Annotated in this window: 23 protein-coding genes and 1 tRNA gene; 16 read left to right on the top strand and 8 right to left on the bottom strand. The window is 69.9% G+C overall.

Annotated elements, in window-relative coordinates:
• Positions 1–37 precede the first annotated feature (37 nt).
• The 8 genes from VGJ24_RS05115 to VGJ24_RS05080 all read left to right on the top strand — a co-directional run bounded on the left by VGJ24_RS05115 (position 38) and on the right by VGJ24_RS05080 (position 7,886).
• Positions 38–1,711: a hypothetical protein gene (locus VGJ24_RS05115; protein WP_331499421.1), complete on the top strand. Its 1,674-nt coding sequence runs from the start codon at positions 38–40 to the stop codon at positions 1,709–1,711.
• A gap of 3 nt (positions 1,712–1,714) precedes the next feature.
• A complete protein-coding gene (locus VGJ24_RS05110; protein ID WP_331499420.1) occupies positions 1,715–1,879 on the top strand; it encodes a hypothetical protein in 165 nt (54 codons plus the stop codon).
• Positions 1,880–1,898: 19 nt separating this feature from the next.
• A complete protein-coding gene (locus VGJ24_RS05105; RefSeq protein WP_331499419.1) occupies positions 1,899–2,219 on the top strand; it encodes an antibiotic biosynthesis monooxygenase family protein in 321 nt (106 codons plus the stop codon).
• A 50-nt stretch (positions 2,220–2,269) separates the two neighbouring features.
• Positions 2,270–3,673, top strand: a complete 1,404-nt coding sequence (locus VGJ24_RS05100) for a glycine--tRNA ligase (RefSeq protein ID WP_331499418.1) — start codon at positions 2,270–2,272, stop codon at positions 3,671–3,673.
• Positions 3,674–3,693: 20 nt separating this feature from the next.
• A complete protein-coding gene (locus tag VGJ24_RS05095; protein WP_331499417.1) occupies positions 3,694–4,374 on the top strand; it encodes a hypothetical protein in 681 nt (226 codons plus the stop codon).
• 40 nt (positions 4,375–4,414) lie between these two features.
• A complete protein-coding gene (gene dusB, locus VGJ24_RS05090) occupies positions 4,415–5,539 on the top strand; it encodes a tRNA dihydrouridine synthase DusB (protein ID WP_331499416.1) in 1,125 nt (374 codons plus the stop codon).
• A gap of 142 nt (positions 5,540–5,681) precedes the next feature.
• Positions 5,682–6,578, top strand: coding sequence for a mucin-2 protein (locus VGJ24_RS05085; protein ID WP_331499415.1), 897 nt, complete (start codon positions 5,682–5,684; stop codon positions 6,576–6,578).
• 27 nt (positions 6,579–6,605) lie between these two features.
• Positions 6,606–7,886, top strand: a complete 1,281-nt coding sequence (locus tag VGJ24_RS05080) for a deoxyguanosinetriphosphate triphosphohydrolase (protein ID WP_331499414.1) — start codon at positions 6,606–6,608, stop codon at positions 7,884–7,886.
• 42 nt (positions 7,887–7,928) lie between these two features.
• Here VGJ24_RS05080 and VGJ24_RS05075 read toward each other — a convergent pair whose 3' ends face one another.
• Complete coding sequence (locus VGJ24_RS05075) at positions 7,929–8,210, bottom strand: hypothetical protein (RefSeq protein WP_331499413.1); 282 nt, start codon at positions 8,208–8,210, stop codon at positions 7,929–7,931.
• On the bottom strand, positions 8,207–9,337 hold the full coding sequence (locus VGJ24_RS05070) for a YihY/virulence factor BrkB family protein (protein WP_331499412.1): 1,131 nt from the start codon (positions 9,335–9,337) through the stop codon (positions 8,207–8,209). The genes VGJ24_RS05075 and VGJ24_RS05070 overlap by 4 nt, the downstream gene beginning before the upstream one ends.
• Positions 9,338–9,409: 72 nt before the next feature.
• Here VGJ24_RS05070 and dnaG point away from each other — a divergent pair, with 72 nt between their 5' ends.
• The 4 genes from dnaG (at position 9,410) to VGJ24_RS05050 (ending at position 15,094) form a co-directional block, all read left to right on the top strand.
• Positions 9,410–11,329: a DNA primase gene (gene dnaG / locus VGJ24_RS05065; RefSeq protein ID WP_331499411.1), complete on the top strand. Its 1,920-nt coding sequence runs from the start codon at positions 9,410–9,412 to the stop codon at positions 11,327–11,329.
• A 7-nt stretch (positions 11,330–11,336) separates the two neighbouring features.
• Positions 11,337–11,840: a hypothetical protein gene (locus VGJ24_RS05060; protein ID WP_331499410.1), complete on the top strand. Its 504-nt coding sequence runs from the start codon at positions 11,337–11,339 to the stop codon at positions 11,838–11,840.
• Positions 11,841–11,913: 73 nt separating this feature from the next.
• Positions 11,914–11,989, top strand: a tRNA-Asn gene (locus VGJ24_RS05055).
• A 252-nt stretch (positions 11,990–12,241) separates the two neighbouring features.
• On the top strand, positions 12,242–15,094 hold the full coding sequence (locus tag VGJ24_RS05050; protein ID WP_331499409.1) for a helix-turn-helix transcriptional regulator: 2,853 nt from the start codon (positions 12,242–12,244) through the stop codon (positions 15,092–15,094).
• 221 nt (positions 15,095–15,315) lie between these two features.
• On the opposite strand, the gene VGJ24_RS05045 is transcribed toward VGJ24_RS05050, so the two are convergent.
• The 6 genes from VGJ24_RS05045 to VGJ24_RS05020 all read right to left on the bottom strand — a co-directional run bounded on the left by VGJ24_RS05045 (position 15,316) and on the right by VGJ24_RS05020 (position 20,243).
• Positions 15,316–15,912: a dihydrofolate reductase family protein gene (locus tag VGJ24_RS05045; protein ID WP_331499408.1), complete on the bottom strand. Its 597-nt coding sequence runs from the start codon at positions 15,910–15,912 to the stop codon at positions 15,316–15,318.
• A 640-nt stretch (positions 15,913–16,552) separates the two neighbouring features.
• A complete protein-coding gene (locus VGJ24_RS05040) occupies positions 16,553–16,864 on the bottom strand; it encodes a TraR/DksA family transcriptional regulator (protein ID WP_331499407.1) in 312 nt (103 codons plus the stop codon).
• Positions 16,865–17,131: 267 nt separating this feature from the next.
• Positions 17,132–18,937: a glycoside hydrolase family 15 protein gene (locus VGJ24_RS05035; protein WP_331499406.1), complete on the bottom strand. Its 1,806-nt coding sequence runs from the start codon at positions 18,935–18,937 to the stop codon at positions 17,132–17,134.
• A gap of 12 nt (positions 18,938–18,949) precedes the next feature.
• The gene (locus VGJ24_RS05030) at positions 18,950–19,426 is read right to left on the bottom strand and encodes a hypothetical protein (protein WP_331499405.1); all 477 of its coding nucleotides are present in this window, start codon (positions 19,424–19,426) and stop codon (positions 18,950–18,952) included.
• Between the two features lie 15 nt (positions 19,427–19,441).
• A complete protein-coding gene (locus VGJ24_RS05025) occupies positions 19,442–19,624 on the bottom strand; it encodes a hypothetical protein (RefSeq protein WP_331499404.1) in 183 nt (60 codons plus the stop codon).
• Between the two features lie 124 nt (positions 19,625–19,748).
• On the bottom strand, positions 19,749–20,243 hold the full coding sequence (locus VGJ24_RS05020; protein WP_331499403.1) for a hypothetical protein: 495 nt from the start codon (positions 20,241–20,243) through the stop codon (positions 19,749–19,751).
• 292 nt (positions 20,244–20,535) lie between these two features.
• On the opposite strand from VGJ24_RS05020, the gene VGJ24_RS05015 reads away from it, so the two are divergent.
• The 4 genes from VGJ24_RS05015 to VGJ24_RS05000 all read left to right on the top strand — a co-directional run.
• Positions 20,536–20,898 carry a DUF488 domain-containing protein gene (locus VGJ24_RS05015; protein WP_331499402.1) on the top strand — a complete coding sequence of 121 codons (363 nt, stop codon included), beginning with the start codon at positions 20,536–20,538 and terminating at the stop codon, positions 20,896–20,898.
• 192 nt (positions 20,899–21,090) lie between these two features.
• Positions 21,091–22,269 carry a PucR family transcriptional regulator gene (locus VGJ24_RS05010; RefSeq protein WP_331499401.1) on the top strand — a complete coding sequence of 393 codons (1,179 nt, stop codon included), beginning with the start codon at positions 21,091–21,093 and terminating at the stop codon, positions 22,267–22,269.
• 202 nt (positions 22,270–22,471) lie between these two features.
• On the top strand, positions 22,472–22,636 hold the full coding sequence (locus tag VGJ24_RS05005) for a hypothetical protein (protein ID WP_331499400.1): 165 nt from the start codon (positions 22,472–22,474) through the stop codon (positions 22,634–22,636).
• Between the two features lie 75 nt (positions 22,637–22,711).
• Positions 22,712–23,504: cytochrome c oxidase subunit I (locus tag VGJ24_RS05000; RefSeq protein ID WP_331499399.1), on the top strand; the 793-nt coding region annotated here is incomplete at its 3' end.

Here is a 23,504-nt window from a genome sequence, read left to right as displayed (position 1 = left end):
GCTCACCAGCAGCTGCCAACGCGAGGGGGGCGCCGCCGTGCCCGACTGTGACCACGATTCTGGCGCGGGTGAGTACTTCGACCTGGGCACCCACCACCGCACGATCACGACGTCGTCGCCCGAGGCGCAGACCTGGTTCGACCGTGGCCTGGCCTGGACCTACGGATTCCACCACGAGGAGGCCAGGCGTTGCTTCGAACGCGCGGTCGGCGCCGACCCCGACTGCGCGATGGCGCACTGGGGCATCGCCTATGTCGTGGGCCCCAACTACAACTACGCCTGGGACGACTTCGATCCGGCCAGCCTGAGCTCGTCCCTCTCCACCGCTCGGGAGGCGCGCGAGAACGCCGAGCGGCTCGCCCCCCGGGCCTCGGAGGTCGAGCAGGCGCTGATCGCGACGCTGACGGCCCGCTATCCGGTGATCGAGGCCGCCGAGGGCGACCCCGGCTGGTGCGAGGGTCACGCGGCCGCGATGCGTACGGCGTACCAGTCGTTCCCCGACGACCTCGACGTCGCAGCCCTGTTCGCCGAGGCCCTGATGAACGTCACGCCGTGGCAGATGTGGGACCTCCCGACCGGGCAACCGGCCGAGGGTGCCCACACCGTCGAGGCGCGCGAGGTGCTCGAGCGCGCGCTGGCCACGCCCGCGGCCCGGCGGCACCCGGGCGTGCTGCACATGTACCTCCACCTGATGGAGATGTCCCCGACGCCGGAGGCCGCTTCCGAGGCCGGCGACCTGCTCCGCGACCTGGTCCCCGACGCCGGCCACCTGCGGCACATGCCCTCCCACATCGACGTGCTGACCGGCGACTACCGGGCCGTGATCGAGGCCAACCAGGCGGCGTACGAGGCCGACGAACGGTACGTCGCGGCCGAGGGCGTGATGAACGCCTACACGCTCTATCGCGCCCACGACCTGCATTTCCTGGTGTACGGCGCGATGTTCGTCGGCGACCGGGCCACCGCCCTGGACGCCTCCCAACGGCTGACCGCCGGGATCCCCGAGTCGCTGCTCCGCGTGGAGTCGCCACCCATGGCGGACTTCCTCGAGGCGTTCGTCCCGATCCGCGTGCACGTGCTGATCCGGTTCGGGATGTGGGAGGAGCTGATCGAAGAGCCGCTTCCGGCCGACGACGAGCTCTACGCCGCGACCACGGCCTTCGTCCACTACGGCCGCGGCGTCGCCTACAGCGCGACCGGCCGGGTCGCCGAGGCCGAGCGCGAGCGCGAGCTGTTCCGCGCGGCTGCCGCGCGGGTCCCCGAGAGCCGCATGCTGTTCAACAACACCGTCGCCGACCTGCTCGCGATCGCCGCGGAGATGCTGGAGGGCGAGCTGCTCTACCGCCGCGGCGAGTACGACGAGGCGTTCGCCGCGCTCCGTCGGAGCATCGAGCTCGACGACCACCTCCCGTACGACGAGCCCTGGGGCTGGATGCAGCCGACCCGCCACGCCTACGGCGCACTGCTGCTCGAGCAGGGGCACGTCGAGGAAGCGGCGGCTGTCTACCGGGCCGATCTCGGTCTGGACGACTCCCTGCCCCGCGCCCTGCGCCACCCGCGCAACGTGTGGAGCCTGCACGGCTACCACGAGTGCCTGACGCGTCTGGGCCGCTCCGAGGAGGCCGACGAGGTCAGGACGGACCTCGATGCTGCGCTGGCGCAGGCGACCGTCCCGATCGCCGCGTCGTGCGCGTGCCGGACGGTAGCCTGAAGCATGCGCACCTGGCGGACCAAGACTGCCGCGCTCCTCCGGCAGTGGCGGGTCGCGCGCGAGCAGCGCCGGCAGGCCGCACGCGCCCACCAGGATCAGCTCGGCGCTGACGAGCTCGACCGGGCCCGATCGGGCGTCGACCGCTTCCCGCCCAGCGGTGGCATGTGACGGGGATACCCTCGCCCGCGTGATCGTGGTGAACCGCTTCCGGGTGCCCGAGGCCGAGCAGCCGGCGTTCCGTGACGACCTCGAGCGGGCCCGCGCGAGCCTCGCGATCCAGGTGGGGTACGTCGCCGGCCGGATCGGCCGCAACGTCGACGACCCCGAGCTCTGGGTGCTGACCACCGAGTGGGAGGGCCCGGGCGCCTACCGCCGCGCCCTCTCGGCGTACGACGTGAAGCTGACCGCCGTGCCGACATTGAGCCGGGCGCTGGATGAGCCGAGCGCCTACGAGCGGGTCGAGCCGGGGGAGCCCCTCAACATCGTGGGGACCCGCTCGTTAGGCTGAACTCTTCCGATCTGACCGACAGCCAGCCGGCCGACCCCAGGAGCATCTCCGTGGCCAAGCCACCCACCAGCAAGCTCGACACCGTCGTCTCCCTCTGCAAGCGTCGCGGCTTCGTCTACCCGTCCGGCGAGATCTACGGCGGCACCCGCTCCGCCTGGGACTACGGCCCGCTCGGCGTGGAGCTGAAGGAGAACGTCAAGAAGCAGTGGTGGCGGTCCATGGTCACCCAGCGTGACGACGTGGTCGGCCTCGACTCGGCGATCATCCTGCCCACCAAGACCTGGGAGGCCAGTGGCCACCTCGCGACGTTCGCGGATCCCCTGGTCGAGTGCCAGTCGTGCCACAAGCGCTTCCGCGAGGACCACCTCCAGGAGGAGTACGCCGGGCGTCACGACGTCGCGGACCCCGACACCGTCGACCTCAACGAGTCGGTGCCCTGCCCCAACTGCGGCAACCGCCACACCTGGACCGAGCCGCGGATGTTCAACATGATGCTCAAGACCTACCTCGGCGTGATCGAGGACGAGTCGGGGCTGTTCTACCTGCGGCCCGAGACCGCCCAGGGCATCTTCCTGAACTTCGCCAACATCGTGACCAGTGCCCGGATGAAGCCGCCGTTCGGCATCGCCCAGATGGGCAAGAGCTTCCGCAACGAGATCACCCCCGGCAACTTCATCTTCCGCACCCGCGAGTTCGAGCAGATGGAGATGGAGTACTTCGTCAAGCCGGGCGAGGACGAGGACTGGCATCAGTACTGGATCGACGAGCGGACCCGGTGGTTCACCGACCTCGGCATCAGCTCGGACAACCTGCGTCACTACGAGCACCCGAAGGAGAAGCTGAGTCACTACGCGAAGCGGACTGTCGACATCGAGTACCGCTTCGGCTTCTCCGGCCGTGAGTTCGAGGAGCTCGAGGGCATCGCCAACCGCACCGACTACGACCTCACCCAGCACTCGGAGTTCTCCGGGCAGGACCTGTCGTACTTCGACCAGGCCAGCGGTGAGCGGTACGTCCCCTACGTGATCGAGCCGGCACTCGGCCCCAACCGCGCGATGATGGCGTTCCTCCTGGACGCCTACACCGAGGACGAGGCACCCAACACCAAGGGCGGCCTCGACAAGCGCGTCGTGCTGCGGCTCGACCCGCGGCTCGCGCCGGTCAAGGTGGCGGTGCTCCCGCTCAGCCGCAACGCCGACCTGTCACCGAAGGCCCGCGACCTCGCCGCAGAGCTGCGCGGCGCCGGCTGGAACGTCGACTTCGACGACTCGGGCGCCATCGGCCGCCGCTACCGGCGGCAGGACGAGATCGGTACGCCGTACTGCGTGACCGTCGACTTCGACACGCTCGAGGACCACGCCGTCACGGTCCGCGAGCGCGACTCGATGAAGCAGGAGCGGATCGCGCTCGACCAGGCGCGTGCGTACTTCGCGGAGCGCCTGCTCGGGTGCTGACCGGCGTGCACAATGGCGGCGTGTCCCGACGTACGGCGCTGACCGCCCTCGCCGCGATCTCGGCGCTGGTGCTCGCCGGTTGTGGAGGACGGTCCGGGTCGTCGACGCCGAGCGCCGGCGGCACCGACTCCGGGTCGTCGTCCGGCTCCTCGAGCCTTGCCGCCAGCTCGAGTCCGGGCTCGACCTCGTCGCCCACGGTCGTGGAGGGCGTGAAGCTCACCGCCCAGGGTTCGCGGCTGACGCTCGGCAAGACTGCGCGGGTGTCCTGGAAGCCGGACCAGAAGACCGTCGGTGTCATGGCGATGAAGGTGACCAAGCTCCAGAGGATGCCGATCGGGGCGTTCTCCGAATGGCGGCTCAACCCCGCGACCCGGAAGTCCACGCCGTACTTCGTGCACGCCACCGTGCGGAACCTCGGCAGGAGCAACCTCTCCGGCAAGGCGGTGCCGCTCTACCTGCTCGACCAGCGCAACACGCTGCTCCAGCAGTCGACGTTCCAGGCGGAGTTCCCCCCGTGCCCGAGCCGGCCGCTGCCAGCGAAGTTCACCCACCACAAGAAGGCGTCGGTCTGCCTGGTCTACTTCGCGCCCGATCACGGGAAGCTGGTCGCGATCAGCTTCCGCCCCAGCCAAGACTTCGACGCGATCACCTGGAGAGGCGAGGTCCAGAACGGCGTCCGGCAGAAGTCGAACAGGCACTGACGAGTTGGTCGTGCGGCCCCAGCGGCCGGACAATCGAGCCATGCCCCTGACCCTCGGCTCGCTGACCGTGCCCGTGCCGGTCGTGCTCGCGCCCATGGCGGGCATCACCAACGCGGCGTACCGCCGGCTGTGTGCCGAGCAGGGGGCCGGGCTCTACGTCTGCGAGATGATCACCAGCCGCGGCCTCGTCGAGCGCGACACCACGACGCTGAAGATGTTGGTCTTCGACGACCTCGAGACCACCCGCTCGGTCCAGCTCTACGGAACCGACCCGTCGTACGTCGGGAAGGCCACCGAGATCCTCTGCGCCGAGTACGGCGTGCACCACGTCGACCTCAACTTCGGCTGCCCGGTGCCCAAGGTGACCCGCAAGGGCGGTGGGGGAGCCCTGCCGTGGAAGCGCGGGCTGCTCGGCGAGATCCTGCGCTCGGCGGTCGCCGCCGCTGAGCCGTACGGCGTGCCCGTCACCATCAAGACCCGCAAGGGCCTCGACGAGGACCATCTGACCTACCTCGACGCCGGTCGGATCGCCCAGGAGTCCGGGATCGTCGCGATCGCGCTGCACGGCCGGACCGTCGCGCAGTCCTACAGCGGGCAGGCCGACTGGGACGCGATCGCTGCCCTGGTCGACCACGTCGACATCCCGGTGCTCGGCAACGGCGACATCTGGGAGGCGGGCGACGCGTTGCGGATGGTCCATCAGACGGGTGCCGCCGGTGTCGTCGTCGGCCGCGGCTGTCTCGGGCGGCCGTGGCTGTTCCGCGACCTGGCCGCCGCGTTCGCCGGCGACGACGTCCGAACCCTCCCGACCCTCGGCGAGGTGCGCGCGATGATGCGTCGTCACGCCGAACTGCTGAGCGAGCACATGGGGGAGGAGCGGGGCTGCACGGAGTTCCGCAAGCACATCTCGTGGTACCTCAAAGGCTTCCGCGCGGGCGGCCGGCTGCGTCACTCGTTGGCCCTGATCGACTCCCTCGCCGCGCTCGACGTACTGCTCGACGAGCTCGACCCTGACGAGCCGTTCCCGGTCTCCGAGCTCGGAATGCCGCGCGGCCGCCAGGGCACGCCGCGCGAGCGCGTCGTCGTACCGGAGGGCTGGCTGGACGACACCGACGGCACCTCGCTGCGGCTCACCGAGGACGCCACCGAGACCACGGGCGGGTGACGGACGACACGCCGGTCCCGCGGACCCGGATTTCGGAGGCCCCTGCTCCTGTGCTTGACTGCCATGTCGTGTCCGGATCGTGACCGCGGGGGGTCATCCGGGCCGTCGTCCCCCGACAGCAACGCCAAAGGAATTCAGCGCTGTGGCTCATCCTCGCCACAAGCGGGAAACCAGTCCCCGCCGGCTCGTCGCCCTGACCGGGCGCCGTACCGCCAAGATCGCCATCGGCGCAGCCGCCGCGGCGACCCTCCCTGCGGTCGCCCTCGGAGTCGTCCAGGCCACCCCGGTCGCGTCGATCGACCTCCAGGCCCATCAGCCGCCCCTCCAGCTCGACCCGGAGCGGTACGACTCCGCCCCCGTCTCGCGGTCCTTCAACCGGACCGCGGCCCGCAACTTCCAGGACGGCGTCGCGGCCCAGCAGGCGACGGTCCGCGCGGTCAGGCTGGCCCACCTGAAGAAATGGACGACCGTCGACCTGAACCTCTGGTCGAGCTCTTCCCGAGCCGCCCAGCAGGTCGGGTTGCTCTCGGCCGGCAAGCACGTCCTGGTCACCGGCCGCGTGGCCGATGGCCGCATCGAGCTGGTCGTCGGCGGCAAGTCGCGCTGGGTCACCGCCGGGTACCTCGCCGACGCCCGGCCCGACGCCTCGGCGGCCGGTGCGGCCGGCGCGGCGGCCGCGGGCCTGTCCATGGCACCGTGTCCCGACGGGTCGGTCGAGTACCGCCTCACGCCCGCAGCGGTGTACCTCTACCGCTCGGTGTGCCACGCCTTCCCGCAGATCACGTCGTACGGCGGCTGGGACGCCCACGGCGAGCACGCCTCCGGCAAGGCGCTCGACATCATGACCAGTGACGTCACCCTGGGCAACCAGATCGCGGCGTTCCTGCAGGCCCACGCCTCGGAGCTGCACATCTACGACATCCTCTGGCGTCAGCACATCTGGACCCCGGAGCGTGCCTCGGAGGGGTGGCGGCTCTTCGCCGACCGTGGCTCGGCGACCGCCAACCACTACGACCACGTCCACGCCTCGGTCTACTGACGCTCGCTGCACACTAGTCTCGGCTCGATGCCTGGGGATGCGACGCAGTACGACGAGGCCGCGCGGCGGCGCTGGGTCCACGAGCCACCGAAGCGCGTCCCCGCGCCGGAGCGCACGCCGTTCGAGCGCGACCGCGCGCGCGTCGTGCATGCCGCCGCGAGCCGTCGGCTCGCGGCCAAGACCCAGGTGGTCGGTCCGCAGACCGACGACTTCGTCCGGAACCGGCTGACCCACAGCCTGGAGGTCGCCCAGATCGCACGCGACCTGGCCCGCGCCCTCGGCTGCGAGCCCGATCTGGTCGAGACCGCGGCCCTGGCGCACGACCTCGGGCATCCGCCGTTCGGCCACAACGGCGAGCGGGTGCTCGCCGAGGCCGCGGACGGGTGCGGCGGCTTCGAGGGCAACGCCCAGACGTTGCGTCTGCTCACACGGCTGGAGGCGAAGACGTTCGGCCCGGACGGGCGCTCAGCCGGGCTCAACCTGACCCGGGCCACCCTCGACGCGTGCACCAAGTACCCCTGGCCGCTCGCCGACGCCTCCGTGCCGACGGGTGTGCACGCCGACGGGTCACCGCGGGTGGTGCGGAAGTTCGGGGTGTACGACGACGACCGGCAGGTGTTCGACTGGCTCCGCACCGGCGCGCCCGGGCGCCGGCAGTGCTTCGAGGCCCAGGTGATGGACCTGGCCGACGACATCGCCTACTCCGTCCACGACGTGGAGGACGGGGTCGTCGCCGGCCGGATCGAGCTGACCCGGCTCGACGCCGAGGCGGTCAACGCGGCCGTGCGCGACTGGTACCTCCCCGAGGCGGACCAGACAGATCTCGACGAGGGGTTCGCCCGGTTGCGCACGATCGGCTCGTGGCCGACAGCGGCGTACGACGGGAGCCGGCGGGCGCTGGCCGCGCTGAAGAACCACACCAGCGACCTGATCGGACACTTCGCCGCGGACGCCCGGGCGGCGACCTTCTCGACGTACCCCGGCCCGCTGGGGCGGTACGCCGCGGACCTCGTCGTCCCCGAGGACTCACGGGTCGAGATGGCGATCCTGAAGGGGATCGCGGCTCACTACGTGATGCAGGCCGACGACCGCGTCCGGGCGATGGCGCGGCAGCGTGAGCTGCTCGCCGAGCTGGTCGAGGTGCTCGCCAAGACCGGCCCGGACCACCTCGACCCGGCCTACGCCGGCGACTGGGCGGAGGCCACCGATGACGCTGCGCGGATGCGCGTGGTGATCGACCAGATCGCCGCGCTCACCGACGCCAGCGCCGCCACCTGGCACGCCCGCTTGTTCGGGTCGTCCGCCTGAGGTGCTCGGATAGGGGGCACCGGGGCCGACGACCCGAGAGGGCTAGGGCAGATCCCCCTGCGGACCGGCCATGTGATGGGGCTCCGGGTCGTGGCTGCCGGTGACCTTGGCTGCCGCGGCGCTGGCCGCGCTGGTCACCTTGTCGGCCACCACGGGGGCCTGCTCCTTGGCCGCGTCGACGGCGTGCTGTGCCTTCTCCTGCACGCGCGGGTCGTCCTTGACCTTGTTCACCGCACCCATGATCTGGTCGTAGCGCTCGCGGCCCGCGCGGGCCCCGAGCACGTAGCCGACCCCGGCCGCAGCCAGTAGCAGCAGCTTGTTCATCGTCGTGCCTCCTCGTACTCGCCTGTCGCGGTCGTCGTGTTCCCATCATGCTCGTCCTCCGCACCCTCGGAGGGCACGCGCCGGTCGCCGTACCGCTCGTGGGCCTGTTCGTGCAGCGCCTGCATCCGCACGGCCCGGCCGCGTTCGAGGTTCCTGCGCCGCTTGCGGCGGGTCTTGTGGATCGTGCGGGTGTCGCGGGGCGGGAGCTGAAGGGTCTGCTCGGCGGGCAGTCCGGCGCGCAGCTCACGTCGCCGCTCGAGCTCGGAGTCCAGCTCGGCGCCGAACAGCAGGGCCACGTGCGAGATCCAGAGGAACAGCATCGAGACGACCACCCCGGCCAGTGACCCGTAGGTCCGGTCGTACGACGCGAAGCGCGCGACGTAGAACGCGAAGCCGACCGATGCGGCGACCCACACGACCAGCGCGGTCACGGCGCCGGGGGAGAGCAGCCGGAACCTCGCGGGCCGCACGTTGGGCGTGGCCCAGTACAGGAACGCCACCAGCACGACCGCCAGCACCGCCACGACCGGCCACTTCGCGATCCGCCAGACCAACAGGGCCTGCGACCCGACGCCGAGCTGGTCACCGATCGAGCTCGCGAGCGACCCGGACACCACGACCAACACCAGGATCGTCGCCACCAGCAGGATCGAGACCAGCGTGACCAGGAACATCCAGGGGCGGAGCTTCCAGAACGGCCGACCCTCGTCGCACTCGTAGATGCGGTTCATGGCCCGGCCGAACGCGCTGACCCACCCGGACGCCGACCACAGCGCACCCAGGAGGCCGACGACCAGCCCGATGCCTGCCCCGGGGGAGGACGCCACGCCCTCGAGGGCGGTGCGCACGCTGTCGAGCGTGCCCGCCGAGACCAGCGGCCGGAGGACGTCGATCACGGTGTTCACCGAGCTGTTCGCCTGGCCGACCACGCCGAGCAGCGAGACCAGGGCGATGCCGGCAGGGAAGATCGCGAGGATGGCGTAGTAGGTGAGGGCGGCAGCCACGTCCGTGCATTGGTCGTCCCCGAACTCCCGGACCGCCATCCGTACGGCGTGCCGCCGGGTGCTGCGCGGGGCAGCGCGCCGTCTCTCGCTCGTCGGGGTCCGGTCAGAGATCGACATAGCCATGTGATGTCTCGTACCCCACAGGCGGGGTGGTAACCCTCCGAGCGTGTCGGGCCCCCGCCGTAGACTCCCGGCGTGGCCGGACGGATTCGCGAGGAAGACATCGCGGAGGTGCGTGAGAAGGCCAAGATCGACGAGGTGATCTCCGACTACGTCACGCTCCGGCCGGCGGGCGGGGGCTCGCTCAAGGGCCTGTGCCCGTTCCACGACGAGAAGTCGCCGTCGTTCAACGTTCGGCCGGATCGCGGATGGCACTGCTTCGGCTGCGGCGAGGGCGGCGACGTCTTCGCCTTCCTGATGAAGATCGACGGGCTCGGCTTCAGCGAGGCGGTCGAGAGGCTGGCCGACAAGGTCGGCGTCACTCTGCGGCGTGAGGAGGGCGACCTCCGACAGGACCGCCCGCGTGGACCCCAGCGGGGTCGCCTCGTCGAGGCGCACAAGGTGGCCCAGGAGTTCTACGCCGACGCACTCGACACGCCGGACGCGCTGGTCGCGCGCCAGTTCCTGGGAGAGCGGGGCTTCGACCAGGGCACGGCCGCGCAGTTCGGCGTCGGCTTCGCCCCGCGCGACGGTGAGTCGCTGCTGCGTCATCTGCGGCAACGCAAGTTCACCGACGAGGAGACCGTCGCGGCCGGGCTCGTCGCGATCGGCCGGTCGGCGTACGACCGCTTCCGCGGCCGGCTGCTGTGGCCGATCCGCGACTCGAGCGGCGACACGATCGGCTTCGGTGCCCGACGCATCTTCGACGACGACCGGATCGAGGCGAAGTACCTCAACACCCCTGAGACCGCGATCTACAAGAAGAGCCAGGTGCTCTACGGCATCGACCTGGCCCGCCGCGAGATCGCGCGCTCGTCCAAGGCGGTCGTGGTCGAGGGGTACACAGACGTGATGGCCTGCCACCTCTCCGGGGTCGGCACTGCGGTCGCGACCTGCGGTACGGCGTTCGGTGACGACCATGCGCGGATCCTGCGACGCTTCCTCAACGACCACGCGGAGTTCCCCGGCGAAGTGATCTTCACCTTCGACGGCGATGCCGCCGGGCAGAAGGCCGCGCTGCGGGCCTTCGGCGGTGACCAGAACTTCGTCAGCCAGACCTACGTCGCGATCGAGCCGACCGGCCTCGACCCCTGCGACCTGCGGCTCCAGCAGGGCGAGGCCGCGGTGCGCGAGCTGGTCGCCAGGCGGCAGCCGCTCTATCGGTTCGTGCTGGCGAACGTCGTGAAGAAGTACGACCTCGACCGGGCCGAGGGTCGGGTCGGCGCCGTACGGGAGGCGGCCGCACTGGTGCACAGCAGCCGCGACACGGCGGTGGTGGCGAGCTCGTTCGCCCGCGAGATCTCCTCCCTGACCGGGATGGACCCGGCCGACGTCCAGGTCGAGGTCCGGAGGGCAGCGGGGCGACGGCCGAATGGCGGCGGTGGTTCCGGTGGCCGGCGCGACGTGGCGCAGCAGGGTTCGCAGCAGGGTTCCCAGCACGGTTCCCAGCCGGCGTCGCAGCCTGCGGCGGCACAGGTGCCCGACCTGCGTGACCCGCGGTTCGTCCTCGAGCGCGAGACACTCAAGCTGGTCGTCCAGGAGCCGGCAGCGGTGGCGCGCACCACCCACGACCTCGGTGCCAACGACTTCACCCATCCGACCTACCGCGCCGTCTGGGAGCTCGTCGCACAGAACGGCGGACCCGCGGCCGCCGATCCCGACTGGGCCGGGCGCCTGCGCGACCGCGCCGCGGACCAGGCCGTGGCCGCAGCGCTCTCGGCGCTGGCCGTCGAGCCGGTGCCGTCCCGGAAGGGCGCGGACGACGCCTTCGTGGCCAACACCGTCTACCGCCTGCAGGAGCTCACCGCCCAGCGGCGGATCGCCGAGGTGAAGTCGCGCCTCCAGCGGACCAACCCGGTCGAGCAGACAGCGGAGTACAACCGGATGTTCGGCGAGCTGACCGCCCTCGAGCAGCATCGCCGTCAGCTGCGCGACCTGGCCCTGGGAGCCTCGTGAGGTCGCGATGAGGGTGGGACGACGCACCCGTCCGCCGGTGGAGGTGGCCGCGGGGGAGCGGCTGCTCGCGTGGGCGGCGACGGCCGACGGAGGCTGGGTGGCCGGCACCCGCGATGCGCTGTACCTTCCGTCGGCGCGGCTCCCGTGGGAGCAGGTGCAGGCCGCCGACTGGGACCACGACGAGGGCCGGCTCCGCGTCAGCGAGGTGGGCACGTGGGGTGAGCCGCGGCCGGTACACGCGCTGCTGATCCCGGACGAGGCCGCGAAGGACGCCGACCGGTTGCTCCAGCTCGTGCGGGAGCGGGTCACGGCCAGCGTCCTGTTGTCGCGTCACGTCCCCGTCACCGGTCGCCGCGGCGTACGCGTGGTGGCCCGGCGGGCGCCGTCGGGCCACTCGGCCGTGGAGTGGCTCTACGAGTACGACGAGGGCATCGACCCCGACGACCCGTTCGTCCGGGCCGCTGCGGAGACCGCCCTGGCAGCCGCGAAGTCCGACGTCGGGACGCCGTGACGGGCCTGCTGAGCGGCGCGGGTCCCAATTCGCAGACGCCCGACGCCCTTGCTAACCTGTCCGGGCTCAACGATCCCCTGTAGCTCAACTGGCAGAGCATTCGGCTGTTAACCGAAGGGTTGTTGGTTCGAGTCCAACCGGGGGAGCCACCGGGTCGCTGACCTGCATGGACGGGTCAGACGCGGTTCCTGGGTCCTGGGTGGTGAACGCCATCATCATCCGGAGATAGAGGGCCACGAGACCGTGGCTGGCGCACATCCCGGAAGTGTCGAGGGTCAAGCCCGTTCGCAGGGCGGTGCCCGGTCTCCGGCCAGGCCAGATCTCAGTCGCCAAGGCTCTCGGCGGCGCCTACGATGATGATCTCGGGACTTTCGCTCAATCCACGCCTGGCGGTGGACCGCATGCCCGTAACGACCCGGAAACCTCTTCTGCTGGGCCGCGAGCGGGACATCGCGGAGCTGGACGAGGCCCTCGCCCTCGCGGCGCAGGGAAGCCCGCAGACCGTACTCGTCGGGGGCGATGCCGGGATCGGCAAGACCACGCTCGTCGCGGACCTCGAACGCCGGGCGGGTGAGCTCGGGTTCACGGTGGCCACGGGGCACGGTCTCGACATCGAGGCGGGTATCTCCTTCGCCCCGGTGACCGAAGCGGTGCGGTCCCTTCTCAGCGAGGTCGAGGACCTCCAGTCGCGGCCGTGTGCGCGTCGCATGCTCACGCTGCTGGACCCGGACACACCACGGAGTCGGGAGGCGTTCCGTGTGTTGGACGAACTCACTGCTGCCGTCCTCGAAGCGGCAGCCGCCGGTCCCGTCCTGCTGGTGCTTGAGGACATGCACTGGGCGGACCGCTCGACCCAGGACTTCGCGACCGCGCTGTCCCGGACCGCCCGTGGGCGTCTCTTGCTGGTGCTCACCTTCCGCAGCGACGAGCTGCACCGCGGCCACCCGTTCCGGAAGACCTTGACCGAGGTCAGCCGGGCCTCCGGCTCCCGGCGGCTGGACCTGGGCCCACTGGACCGTGATGACATAGCGGGTATCGTCGCCGCCCGCACCGACGGGTCACCTGAACCGTCGGTAGTCGATGCTGTGTTGGCGCGGTCCGAGGGCAACCCGCTGTACGCCGAGGAGCTTCTGGCAGCCGACACCGAGGGGGTCCCGGGTCACCTCTCCGATCTGCTGCTGGCCCGGATCGACGCCCTCGACCAGGGCCCGCGGGCACTGCTGCGGGTCGCCTCGGTCAACGGGACCCGGCTGGACACCGAGACGCTCGTGGAGCTGGCGGCACTCGACCAGGCCCAGATGGAGTGCTATCTGCGGGAGGCGCTGGACGCCAACGTCCTGCGCCAGTCCGGTGGCTCCCTGGAGTTCCGGCACCCGCTGCTGCGTGAGGCGGCGTACGACGACCTGATGCCCGACGAACGGACTCGGATCCACGCGAGGCTGGCGGAGGTCCTCCAGACGCGGGTCGACGCCGAGCCCGATCCCGGACTGGCGATCCTGAGCCGGCTCGCCTTCCACTGGAACGCCGCCCACGACCTGCCCCGCACCCTGACCGCGTCGGTGCGCGCCGGGCTGGTGGCGAAACGCCTCGGGGCCGCCGAAGCGATCACCCAGCTCGAACGCGCGCTGTCGCTGTGGGATCGGGTCCCCGACGCCGACGCCGTGGCGCACCATCCGCGCGTCGAGATCGTGATAGTCCTGGCCGAGGCGGCAGGCGGGCAGGAGGACGAGGAGCGCGGGCACGCGCTGGTCCACGCGGCGGTGGAGATGCTGGGGCCAGACCCCGACCGGTTGTTGGCGAGCCGCGTCTACTCCGCCTTGGCGCTCGCCTCCCGCAAGGGGGATGAGATCGGTAAGCCCGAGGCGATCAGGCTCGCCGTCGCGTACGCCGGCGACTCCCCGACCGAGCACCTAGCGCGGGCACTGATCGTGCGGTCGCTGTATCTGAACCGGCATACCCAATTCGCTGCCAGTGCCGAAGCCGCCCAACGAGCCGTCGACGCGGCCATGGCGTCGGGTTGCGTCGAAGCCGAGGTCGACGCTCTCTACCTGGGATCCCTGTCGCTTTTCTACCTCGGCCACATCGCTGACGCACTCGCGGGGATGGAACGGTCGCGGGCCGTGGCCAGGGCGGCGGGCATCGTCTGGCAGGTGCTCGACGGGTGTGTCCCGGTTCAGTACATGGAAGCCGGACGGGTCGACCATGGCCTGTCCATGGCGACGGAGGGCTTCGACGAAGGCATGGCCCTGGGGCTTCCGGTACAAGCCGGCGGGTCGGGGGGTGCGGCACTGAAGGCACTCCTGTGGCGCGGCCGCCTCGACGAGGCAGAACAGCGGCTCGAGGAGTTCCGTGAGCTAGGGGTGCCTACCTTCAACGGGCGCTGGTCCATCCCGCTGGCGGAGCTGCGGCTGGCACGAGGTGATACCGACGCGGCCCTCCCCCTGGTGCGCGAGATCACCATCTTCACCGAATCGGTAGGACGAACGCCTTGGGACACCGAGGTCCTGACCGAGCTCGAGCTGGCAGCCATGCTCGACGACCGCGCCGCCGCCTTCGAGGCCGCAAGGTCGTACCTGGTGCAGCTCGATGACTGTGACTCCCCGCTGACGTCGGCCGGGGCTGCTCGCATCGCATTCCAAGCCCTGTGCCTGGGTCGGACAACACTGGAGGCCCGGACCGACGAGCTGCGAGAACTGGCAGCTCGTCAGCTGACGCTGGCACGACGCGGGCTCACCGACGAGTGGCGCCCGACGTACCACGGGGTCCAACTCGCCCTCGCCGAGGCCTACTCCGCCCGGTACGCCGAGAAGCCGGCTGCGACGCAGTTTCGGGAGGCGACGGCCCTGGCGGAGCCGTTCGGCGCCTACTTCGCCCTCGAGCCGCGCCTGAACCTGGCCACCGAGCTGCTCACTCACGGAGGTCGGGACGAGGGCCGCGAGCTCCTCGTCGAGTGCTGGAGGGCTGCCGACGAGATGGGTGCACACGACCTCGAACGCCGCGCCGTCAGACTCGCTACCCGCACCCGGGTCCCGCTGCCCCGGGCGGCAGCACGCGAGGGACCGTTGAGCCGGCTCACACCTCGCGAACGTGAGGTCCTCGAACTCCTCGCCATCGGCGCCACCAACAAGACGATCGCGACCTCCTTGTTCGTCACCGATAAGACCGCGAGTGCGCACGTGTCCAACATCCTCGCCAAGCTCGGCGTCGCCAACCGCGGCGAGGCCGCCGCCCTTGCCCGACGACTCGTCGGCTGACCGGTACGCAGGCAGCCCGGTGGTCGTCTGACGTTCGAGGCTGTCGCATGCTCGAGCATCCCATGCAGTCCCGATCATCCTCGCTCACGGCGAAGCCTCAGCGCCCGATCGGAAGAGCGAAGCGTTGGTTCGAGTCCAACCGGGGGAGCCACCGGCGTCGCTGACCTGGATGAACGGGTCCGTCACCGCTGTCGACGCCGAGGCGATGCTCGTCCAGCGCCCTACGCCTTGCGCACGGGATAGCGGAGGTGTGTGACGCCAACACCCGCGATCACCGTCGGGTTGTCGAGCGTGGTGGGGGTGCGGGTCAGATGGTCGAAGAGACGGAATCCGGAGCCAAGAAGGACCGCTGCGAGGTCGACGTGGATCTCCTCGAGGAGCCCCGCATTCAGGCACTGCTGAATGGTGTCTGCACCGTGAACTCCGACCGACTTCTCGGCGGCGGCGGCCTTGGCTCGGTTCACTGCACTCTCGATGCCGTCGGTCACGAAGTGGACGTTCGAGTCGGGTCTGGGCCATCCCGCTGGGACGTGATGGGTCAGCACAAAGGCAGGTCCCCAGGCGTGATTGCCGCCCCAGCCTCCAGCGGCGTCGAACGTGCGCCGACCGGTGAGCATGGCACCGAGCTCGGACGTGAGACCGCGGAGGTGCTCGGCGCTTGGCTCAGACACCCTGAACGTCATCGCGTCCGAACCTCCGGTGTGGACCTCGACGTCCCCCGAGCCGTCGTACCAGTCGAACACCTCACCGACGCCACCCTCGGGATCGGCCACGTAACCGTCGAGCGACATGGACATGATTGCGACAACTTTCGACATTCGAATCTCCTTGCCCGTGGGGTCCCGATGACGCCCTTCTACCCCACTACGAACGACTTCACGCCGTTTCGACAGCGCTCCACCGCCAGTCGTCCGCGGGGCGGCCTGAGTCCTTCCAGGAGGCCGCGTCGGTGCCGGCGCCCCGGTCCGGGCAGCCTTCGCCTCGACCTCAGGGCATGGTCATGCGGCGAGTTCGACGGTGCCCGCCGTGACGGTCCCCGGGAGGACGGTCCGAACGCAGTCGCAGGTGTCGCTGCACGCGAGATAGGTGTGCACCGCGTGCCCGCAGCGCGGGCAAGGAAGGTCGTGCGACAGGTGAACGTCGTCGGTCTGGCCGGTGTCCCACATGGTCGAGCCCTCCTTGACGTGCAGTGCTTGTGCCCTCACCTGTACGTCGAACGGCACCAGCCGAGATCGACAGCCTCATCGAGACTCTTCTGGTCGGGATCGCCGATCTGGGGCCGTGACGACGTCGACACGGCACTACGGTTCGTGCACCCTTGTGGCCCCCTGAGCGGGGGACGTGGGGGCCACAAGGGGCGTCAAGCCGGGCCCTGAGCCGGTCACCTCTCCCTTGCCTTCTCAGCTCTGCCCGGGTCGTGGGTGCGGTCTTCGGCGGTGTTGTCGTTCGCGCGAAGGATCACCGCCCTGCGCAACGGACGCAGAACGCCGCCCAGGGCCGCAGTTCCAGCCGTTCCATCGGGATCTTCGCCAGGCAGCCCGGGCACGTGCCGTAGCTCCCGTTCTCCAGCCGGGTCAGAGCAGACCGGACTTCGTCGAGGATGCATTCGATGCTCAGCCGCTGGGCCTCGATCACGAGGTCGTCGGTCGAGTCGGGAAGACCGGCCAGCATCGCCTCACGCGTGCGTGCGGCTTCCTCCAGCGCCCTGTGGATGTGGGCGTCGGCGGAGCGATCAGCGGTGGTGCGTTCAGAAGTCTTGGAGATGGTCATGGCCCTACCTCGCATGTGGGATCGGCGCGAACTCGAAGCGAGAACGCGCTGGCTGGCGCGCCGTTGAATGGACCAACCTGCCTGTTGTCGCAACGACAATCAGGGTGCGAGCTCGGTAGGAAGTGCCTCCCCAGAATGCCGGGCCCCGGCAGACGTCGATGATGAGTCGGCAGGGTCGCTCGGCCGGTGATACGTGGCCGGCTCGTCGGCACTGAGCCGCTTCAGCTCAGCACGTGGGAAGGCGTCCAACCGGAGAGGGTAAGTGGGCTAGCTGTCATCGGCGTCGCGCAGGGCCAGGGCTGCTTGGACCAGGGCCGCGTGGGTCAGGGCCTGTGGGTAGTTGCCCAGGTGATGATGCGTGAGCGGGTCCATCTCTTCGGCGTACAGGCCGACCGGGCCCGCCAGCGCGATGAGCTCGCCGAACAGCGACCTCGCCTCGGCGGTCCGCCCACTTCCGGCGAGCGCCTGAACCAGCCAGAACGAGCACGGCAGGAAGGCGCCCTCCCTGCCAGGGAGGCCGTCGTGCCCGGGCGGATACCGATACAGCAGTGGTGAGCCGGCGTCCAGGTCATGGACGATGGCGTCGATGGTCCCCTCCACCCGCGGCGACCCGTGGGCTTCGAACCCCAGTTGCGGCAGGATCAGAAGTGCAGCGTCCACGTCCGAAGCGCCGTAGCTGCGCATGTAGGTGCCCCTTTCGGCATCAAACCCGCACGAGGTGATCTCCTCGCGGAGCTGTGCCCGCGCTGCTGTCCACCGGCGTGTGCGTCGAGCCGCGGTGCGGTGGTGCTCGGCGATGCTCAGTGCGCGGTCCAAGGCGAGCCAGGCCATCAGCTTGGAGTGCACGTGGTGGGTCGTGTCCGAACGCACCTCCCAGATGCCGGCGTCCGGCTGGCGCCATCGGGCCGCGACCGTGTCGGCGAACCCGGCCATCGTCCGCCACGTCTCGGCGTACAGCCGGTGTCCGGCTCTGGTGAGGAGCCACGCGGCGTCGAGGACCCAGCCGTAACCGTCGAGCTGGTGTTGGTCGGCGGCGCCGTTGCCCTGCCGGACCGGGACGCTGTCGGCGTAGCCGGGCCAGCTGTTCAGTTCGCGTTCGGGTGCTGGGTGCTTGCCGTGCAGGGTCAGCAGGACCGGGAGGCGTGGACGATCGAGGCGGGTAGCGCTGAGCAGCCAGGAGAGGAAGGCCCGGGCCTCGTCTTCTTTGCCGACGCCAAGGAACGCAGCGATACCGATGCTGGCGTCGCGCGGCCAGGCGTAGCGGTAGTCCCAGTTCCTAGTGCCGCCGAGGACCTCGGGCAACGAGGTGGTGGGCGCCGCAACCGGCGCTCCCGACGGCGAGTAGGTCAGCAGGCGCAGGGTCAGCAGGCTGCGAACCACCGCGTCGCGTTGTGGAATCGTCCGGTCGATGTCACGGCACCAGGCCCTCCAGCGCAGTTCGTCGCGTTGGAGCACGTCCCAGGCGGCGTCTGGGTCGACGTAGGTGAGGGGTTCGCGGTCGGCGACGGTCAGCACGGAGGTGAACGGTCGGTCGGGACTGACCGTGACCGTGTGGGACTGACCGGGCTGAACCTGCAGGGCCGGGGTTGTCCTGAGCGCGATGGCCGTGGTCGGCCAGCAGCAGACCAGCACTCGGTCTCGGTGCTCGATGCGGGGATGCTGGCGTTCCTCCCCGAGTCGCGGGTCGAACGTGATGACCGCCTCGACCGGGCCGTCCTCGGCAGTCAACCGTCGCACCAGCATCGTGGACGGCAGGAGGCGCCCGCTGACCTCCCCCACCATGCCCTCCGTCAGCGTCAATCGCCCCCCTTCGGTGTTCCAGGTCGTCTCGAGCGTGACGGTTTCGGGGCGGTAGCGGCGGCTCGCCAAGCCGATGGGACGGGCGGGGCCAAGACCGAAGCTGCCTGCGGTCGGTCCGCCGACGAGGCGACCGAACACCGGCCGACCGTCGAAGCGAGGGACGCAGAGCCAGTCGACCGACCCGTGCGGGTCCACCAACGCAGCGCTGCGGGTGTCGCCGAGCAGGGCGTAGTCCTCGATCGGGATGCGAGGAAGGTGGTCGTCGGGGGACATCAGTGCCTCGCCTCAGCGAACACCGAGCAGGAGGCCGAGTGCGATGCCGTAGGCGACGTGGGCGGTGAAGGTGATGAGGGGTGTCTGGGCGCCGTAGTTGAGGCCGAGTAGCCCTGGCGGTTCCAGGACGGCGGTGGACTCGAGGCCGGCACGGCTGGACGCCATCCGCGGATGTATGCCGACCAGCAGGGGGATGAGGACCGTCAAGGCGACGGCGCCATGAAGCGCGCCGAGCAGGCCACCGAGCCACCAGGTCGCCTCGCCGAGGAGTGCGAAACAAGCGGCGTACCCGAGGGCGAACAGTTGACCGACGATCAGGTGAATGACGAACCCGGCGGCTCGTGCCTGGTCGGGGTCCCGGGTGACGACGGTGCCCAGGATGAGGGGCAGGTCCAGTCGGCTCAGCCCGCCCAGCTGGGCGCTGATCATCAGCGCGGTGAGGACGGTCGTGGCGAGCAGCCCGAACAACGCCCACCCTGCCCAGTCCACGTCAGCCGTCCTTGATCACGCCCGACCGGTTTTGTCGATGCCGACGAGGTTGACGATGATGCCGACCAACCACGCTGCCACGACATAGGCACCGACGGCGGGGCGCACGGCCACCAGCAGCACGAACGCCTGGCGAGCCCCGGCCGGGGTGGCCTGGTGTTGGGCATCGGGTGCGGCGAAGAAGCGGATGCCGGTCATGGGACGTCCCGTCCCTTTCTAGAGGCGGATGTTTCGTACGTGAGATCTGAAGAAACGCGGTATCGGCAACACGTGTCTCTGTGACAAGGAGGGTTGCCCTGCCCGTCCTGAACGGGGGCACTGATCAATCCCGCCCGAGGGTCAGTTCGTCCCAGTTGATCGTGGCGTCACCGACACGGCCTCCAAGGAAATAGGGCGTCAGGTCGTCGACGTTCCCCGCACCCGAGGCGAGCCAGGCCGCGTATCCAGCGGGATGTCGGCGTTCGAACTCGTCCAGGTCGATCTGTCGCTGCTCGACCTCGCGCATCACCTGGGCCGGCGATGGCCGACGCCGCAGGTACAGACAGCTGGCGCGCCAGCGTTGGCACAACTCCTCGTCGGTGAGCCCGCGCGGGTCTGGCGGGGGGAGAACCCCGACGTACCCCACATCGGCGTGCGCGAATACACGGGCAAACGCGTCCAGCTGGGCCGCGGAGGGAGTGGGAAGCGAGCGTAGCCCGCGGCCGTAGGTGCGCACGGCCGGCGGTGAGCTGAGCAGGGCGAAGAGACCCAGCCACGCGACACGCTGATCGAGGAGGGCCGCCGGTGACGCATGAATCGCGGCACCGACGCCGATCATGAGTGCGGCGGTACACACGGTCAGCCATCCGGCCCGATACATCGTCATCGATTCCCCCACATGAGGTCTTACTCCCAAGGTGCCGCATCGTGACCACGGAGTCGCCGTGGGCTACCGGCGAACTCAGGGGGCGACTTCTTGCTGGCGTCCGGCAGTCCTGCGATCCCGTTCCGACCGACCAGAGGCGCTGACCTCGACGTTCCAGCCCCGGGATAGTTCGGGCGCGGTCGGTACCACTCCGGTCTGACCGAGTTGCGCTGCTGCCTGGACCGGCGGCCTCTGGAGGCGAGAGATGAGCGAGGTTCCCGACGTACAAGTGCGCAGGATCTACGACGACCCGGCCGAGGACGATGGCATTCGGGTGCTCGTGGATCGGCGGTGGCCCCGGGGGGTGAGCAAGGCCCGGGCCGCGTTGGACGAGTGGTGTACGGACGTCGCACCGTCGGACGAGTTGCGCAAGTGGTACGGCCACGCGCCCGACAAGTTCGACGAGTTCAAGGCCAGCTACCTCGAGGAGCTGGAAGATCCACAACGCGCTGCGGCCCTTCGGCACCTGCGCGCGATGACATCGCACGATCGGCTGACCGTGCTCACCGCGACCAAGAACGTCCCGATCAGCCAGGCCGCAGTGCTGGCCGAACTGCTACGCGCCTGACGTCGTGCACTCGGCTGCCACCTCTCCTGGGTCAGGGCGCCGCGCAGTTCCTGGTTTGCCGACCCAGGCCAGGTGTCGTCTAATGACGATCACGAACGTGAGTGGATGGACGCGCGCATGACCGGACAGAAACGCCCCAAGAGCGGTCCCCGCCCAGGGAGCGGTCCGGCAACAGGCGAGGACGACTCGTGGTTGGATCGGGTCGCCGACCTTGCCAGCCAGGACTCCGGCGGCGTCCCGAGCGACCTCTTGGGCGACTACCTGCCGATGCTCGCAGAGGCGGCAACCTACGGACGGTTCCCGGGGCGTACCCAGATCGACGCCGTGCGTCAGCAGGGCCGCCGCGCCGCCGATCAGGGAGTCGCGGCCGGTCGAGGAGTCGACCTGTATCTGTCCGCGGCCCGACGGGTATGGACCGAGCTGCCCGTCGTGGTCCGGGCTCGCAACAACGCCGCGGTGCGGGCGGCGGCCACCGCGGTGCTGCAGGTCGTCGACGACGCGGTGGCGTCGTTCGCCGAGGGCCATGCCGAAGCTGGTCGCGAACGAGTGCGTCGAGAAGAGACCGTCCGAAGGGAGCTCGTCGAGGATCTGCTCCGGGGCGACGCGCACCTGAGTGAGCTGGTCGAGCGCGCCGAGCCGTTTGGACTCGATCTGACGCGTGCCCACCAGGTGGCCCTTGCCGAACCGCGACAGCGGCTCTCCTCGATCGCGGCAGCTACCACGGCACTGGAACGGGTCGTGTTGGATCGATTCGGTGACCGCGATGTGCTGGTGGCCACCAAGGATGGGCGCGTCGTGGTCCTGGCCCTTGCCGAGGCGACCGGCGCACCAGGCATGTCGGATGGTTTGAATGCCACCGGCGACCTCGGGAAGATCGTCCATGGTGAGCTCAACCGACTCAGGCAGGGTTCCCCGTGGCGCGTCGCGGTGGGACGAGCCCACCCGGGTGCGTACGGGATCGCCCGCTCCTACGAGGAGGCCCGCGAGGGCCTGACCATGGCCACCCGCATGCAGGTGGCCGGGCCGATCGTCGAGACGCGCGACGTGCTGACCTACCGAGTGCTGGCGCGCGATCAACCCGCGCTCGTCGACCTCGTGCAATCGGTGCTCAACCCCCTCCGCGAGGCTCGGGGTGGTGCCGCGCCGTTGGTGGAGACCCTGGCCGCCTACTTCGACTCTGGTTGTGTGGCCACGGCAACCGCGGCCAGGCTTCATCTGTCGGTGCGGGCGGTGACGTATCGGCTCGACCGGGTCAAGTCGCTCACCGGGTTCGACCCACTGGACCCGGCGCACCGGTTCACCCTCCAGATCGCCGTGATCGGGGCAAAGCTGCTCGGTTGGCCGGAGCAGGCGATCACGAACGCCGACTGAGGACGCCGGTAGGGGCCTTTGCCGAGCTACGGCAACGCCGGGGAGGAGTACACGGCCTGGCCCCGGCATTGCCGGAAGGGGTAGCCGCGAGCAGCATGGAGAGATGCTCGAGGCGACCGGGTTGGGGAGTGGACCCCAGGGAGCTCCGGGCCGAACCGTCCTCCACCACGGGACGGCACAGGGCACCTGAAGGGAACTCCTCGTGACGCCCACCCACCTGACACCCGTCCCCGCGCCTGATGGCCTCATCCCGCCGATGGCGGACGTGGACGCGACCGAGGTTCCGGACTGGGACCCGGCGTGGGACATCGTCGATCAATGGGGTGCGCAGTCGTTTCCCGCCAGCGATCCGCCGGCGAACTGGTGACCGGGACATGAGGTCTGCCAGGACGACGCCGACCACGGACACCTCGCCCCGCGATCGCCCGATCGGTTGTCACCCATGACTGCGACGGACACGCCCCGTGCAGTCACCGAACCCACGACGCCCCGGAAGACCTTGGGCCAGGCGCTCGTCCGGATCATCACCTCGACCGACCACAAGGTGATCGGCAAGCTGTACCTGTGCACGTCGTTCGCGTGGTTCCTGACCGGCGGCGTCATGGCGCTGATCATGCGATCGGAGCTGGCGAACCCGGGCATGCAGTTCGTCAACGACGAGGTCTACAACCAGCTGTTCACCATGCACGGCACGATCATGCTGCTGCTGTTCGCGACGCCGCTGTTCTTCGGGTTCGCCAACGCGATCATGCCGCTGCAGATCGGCGCCCCCGACGTCGCGTTCCCCAGGCTGAACATGTTCAGCTACTGGTTGTTCCTGTTCGGCGGCCTGATCGCCGGCTCCGGGTTCCTGACGCCGCAGGGCGCGGCCGACTTCGGCTGGTTCGCCTACGCCCCTTTGAACAGTGTTGTGCGCAGCCCGGGTGTCGGCGGCGACCTGTGGGTGATGGGTCTGTGGATGGCCGGGCTCGGCACCATCTTGGGTGCGGTCAACTTCATCACCACGATCATCTGCATGCGCGCACCTGGCATGACGATGTTCCGGATGCCGATCTTCGCTTGGAACACGCTGGTCACCAGCCTGCTGGTGCTGATCGCGTTCCCGGTGCTGGCCGGCGCGCTGCTCTTGCTCGAGGCCGATCGCCGGCTCGGCGCGCACGTCTTCGACACCTCTCATGGCGGCCCGATCTTGTGGCAGCACCTGTTCTGGTTCTTCGGCCATCCCGAGGTCTACA

The sequence above is a fragment of the Nocardioides sp. genome, from assembly GCF_036493135.1.
Lineage (GTDB): Bacteria > Actinomycetota > Actinomycetes > Propionibacteriales > Nocardioidaceae > Nocardioides.
The sequence above is the reverse complement of the archived record's forward strand: the minus strand, read 5'-3'. Positions and strand labels throughout refer to the sequence as shown.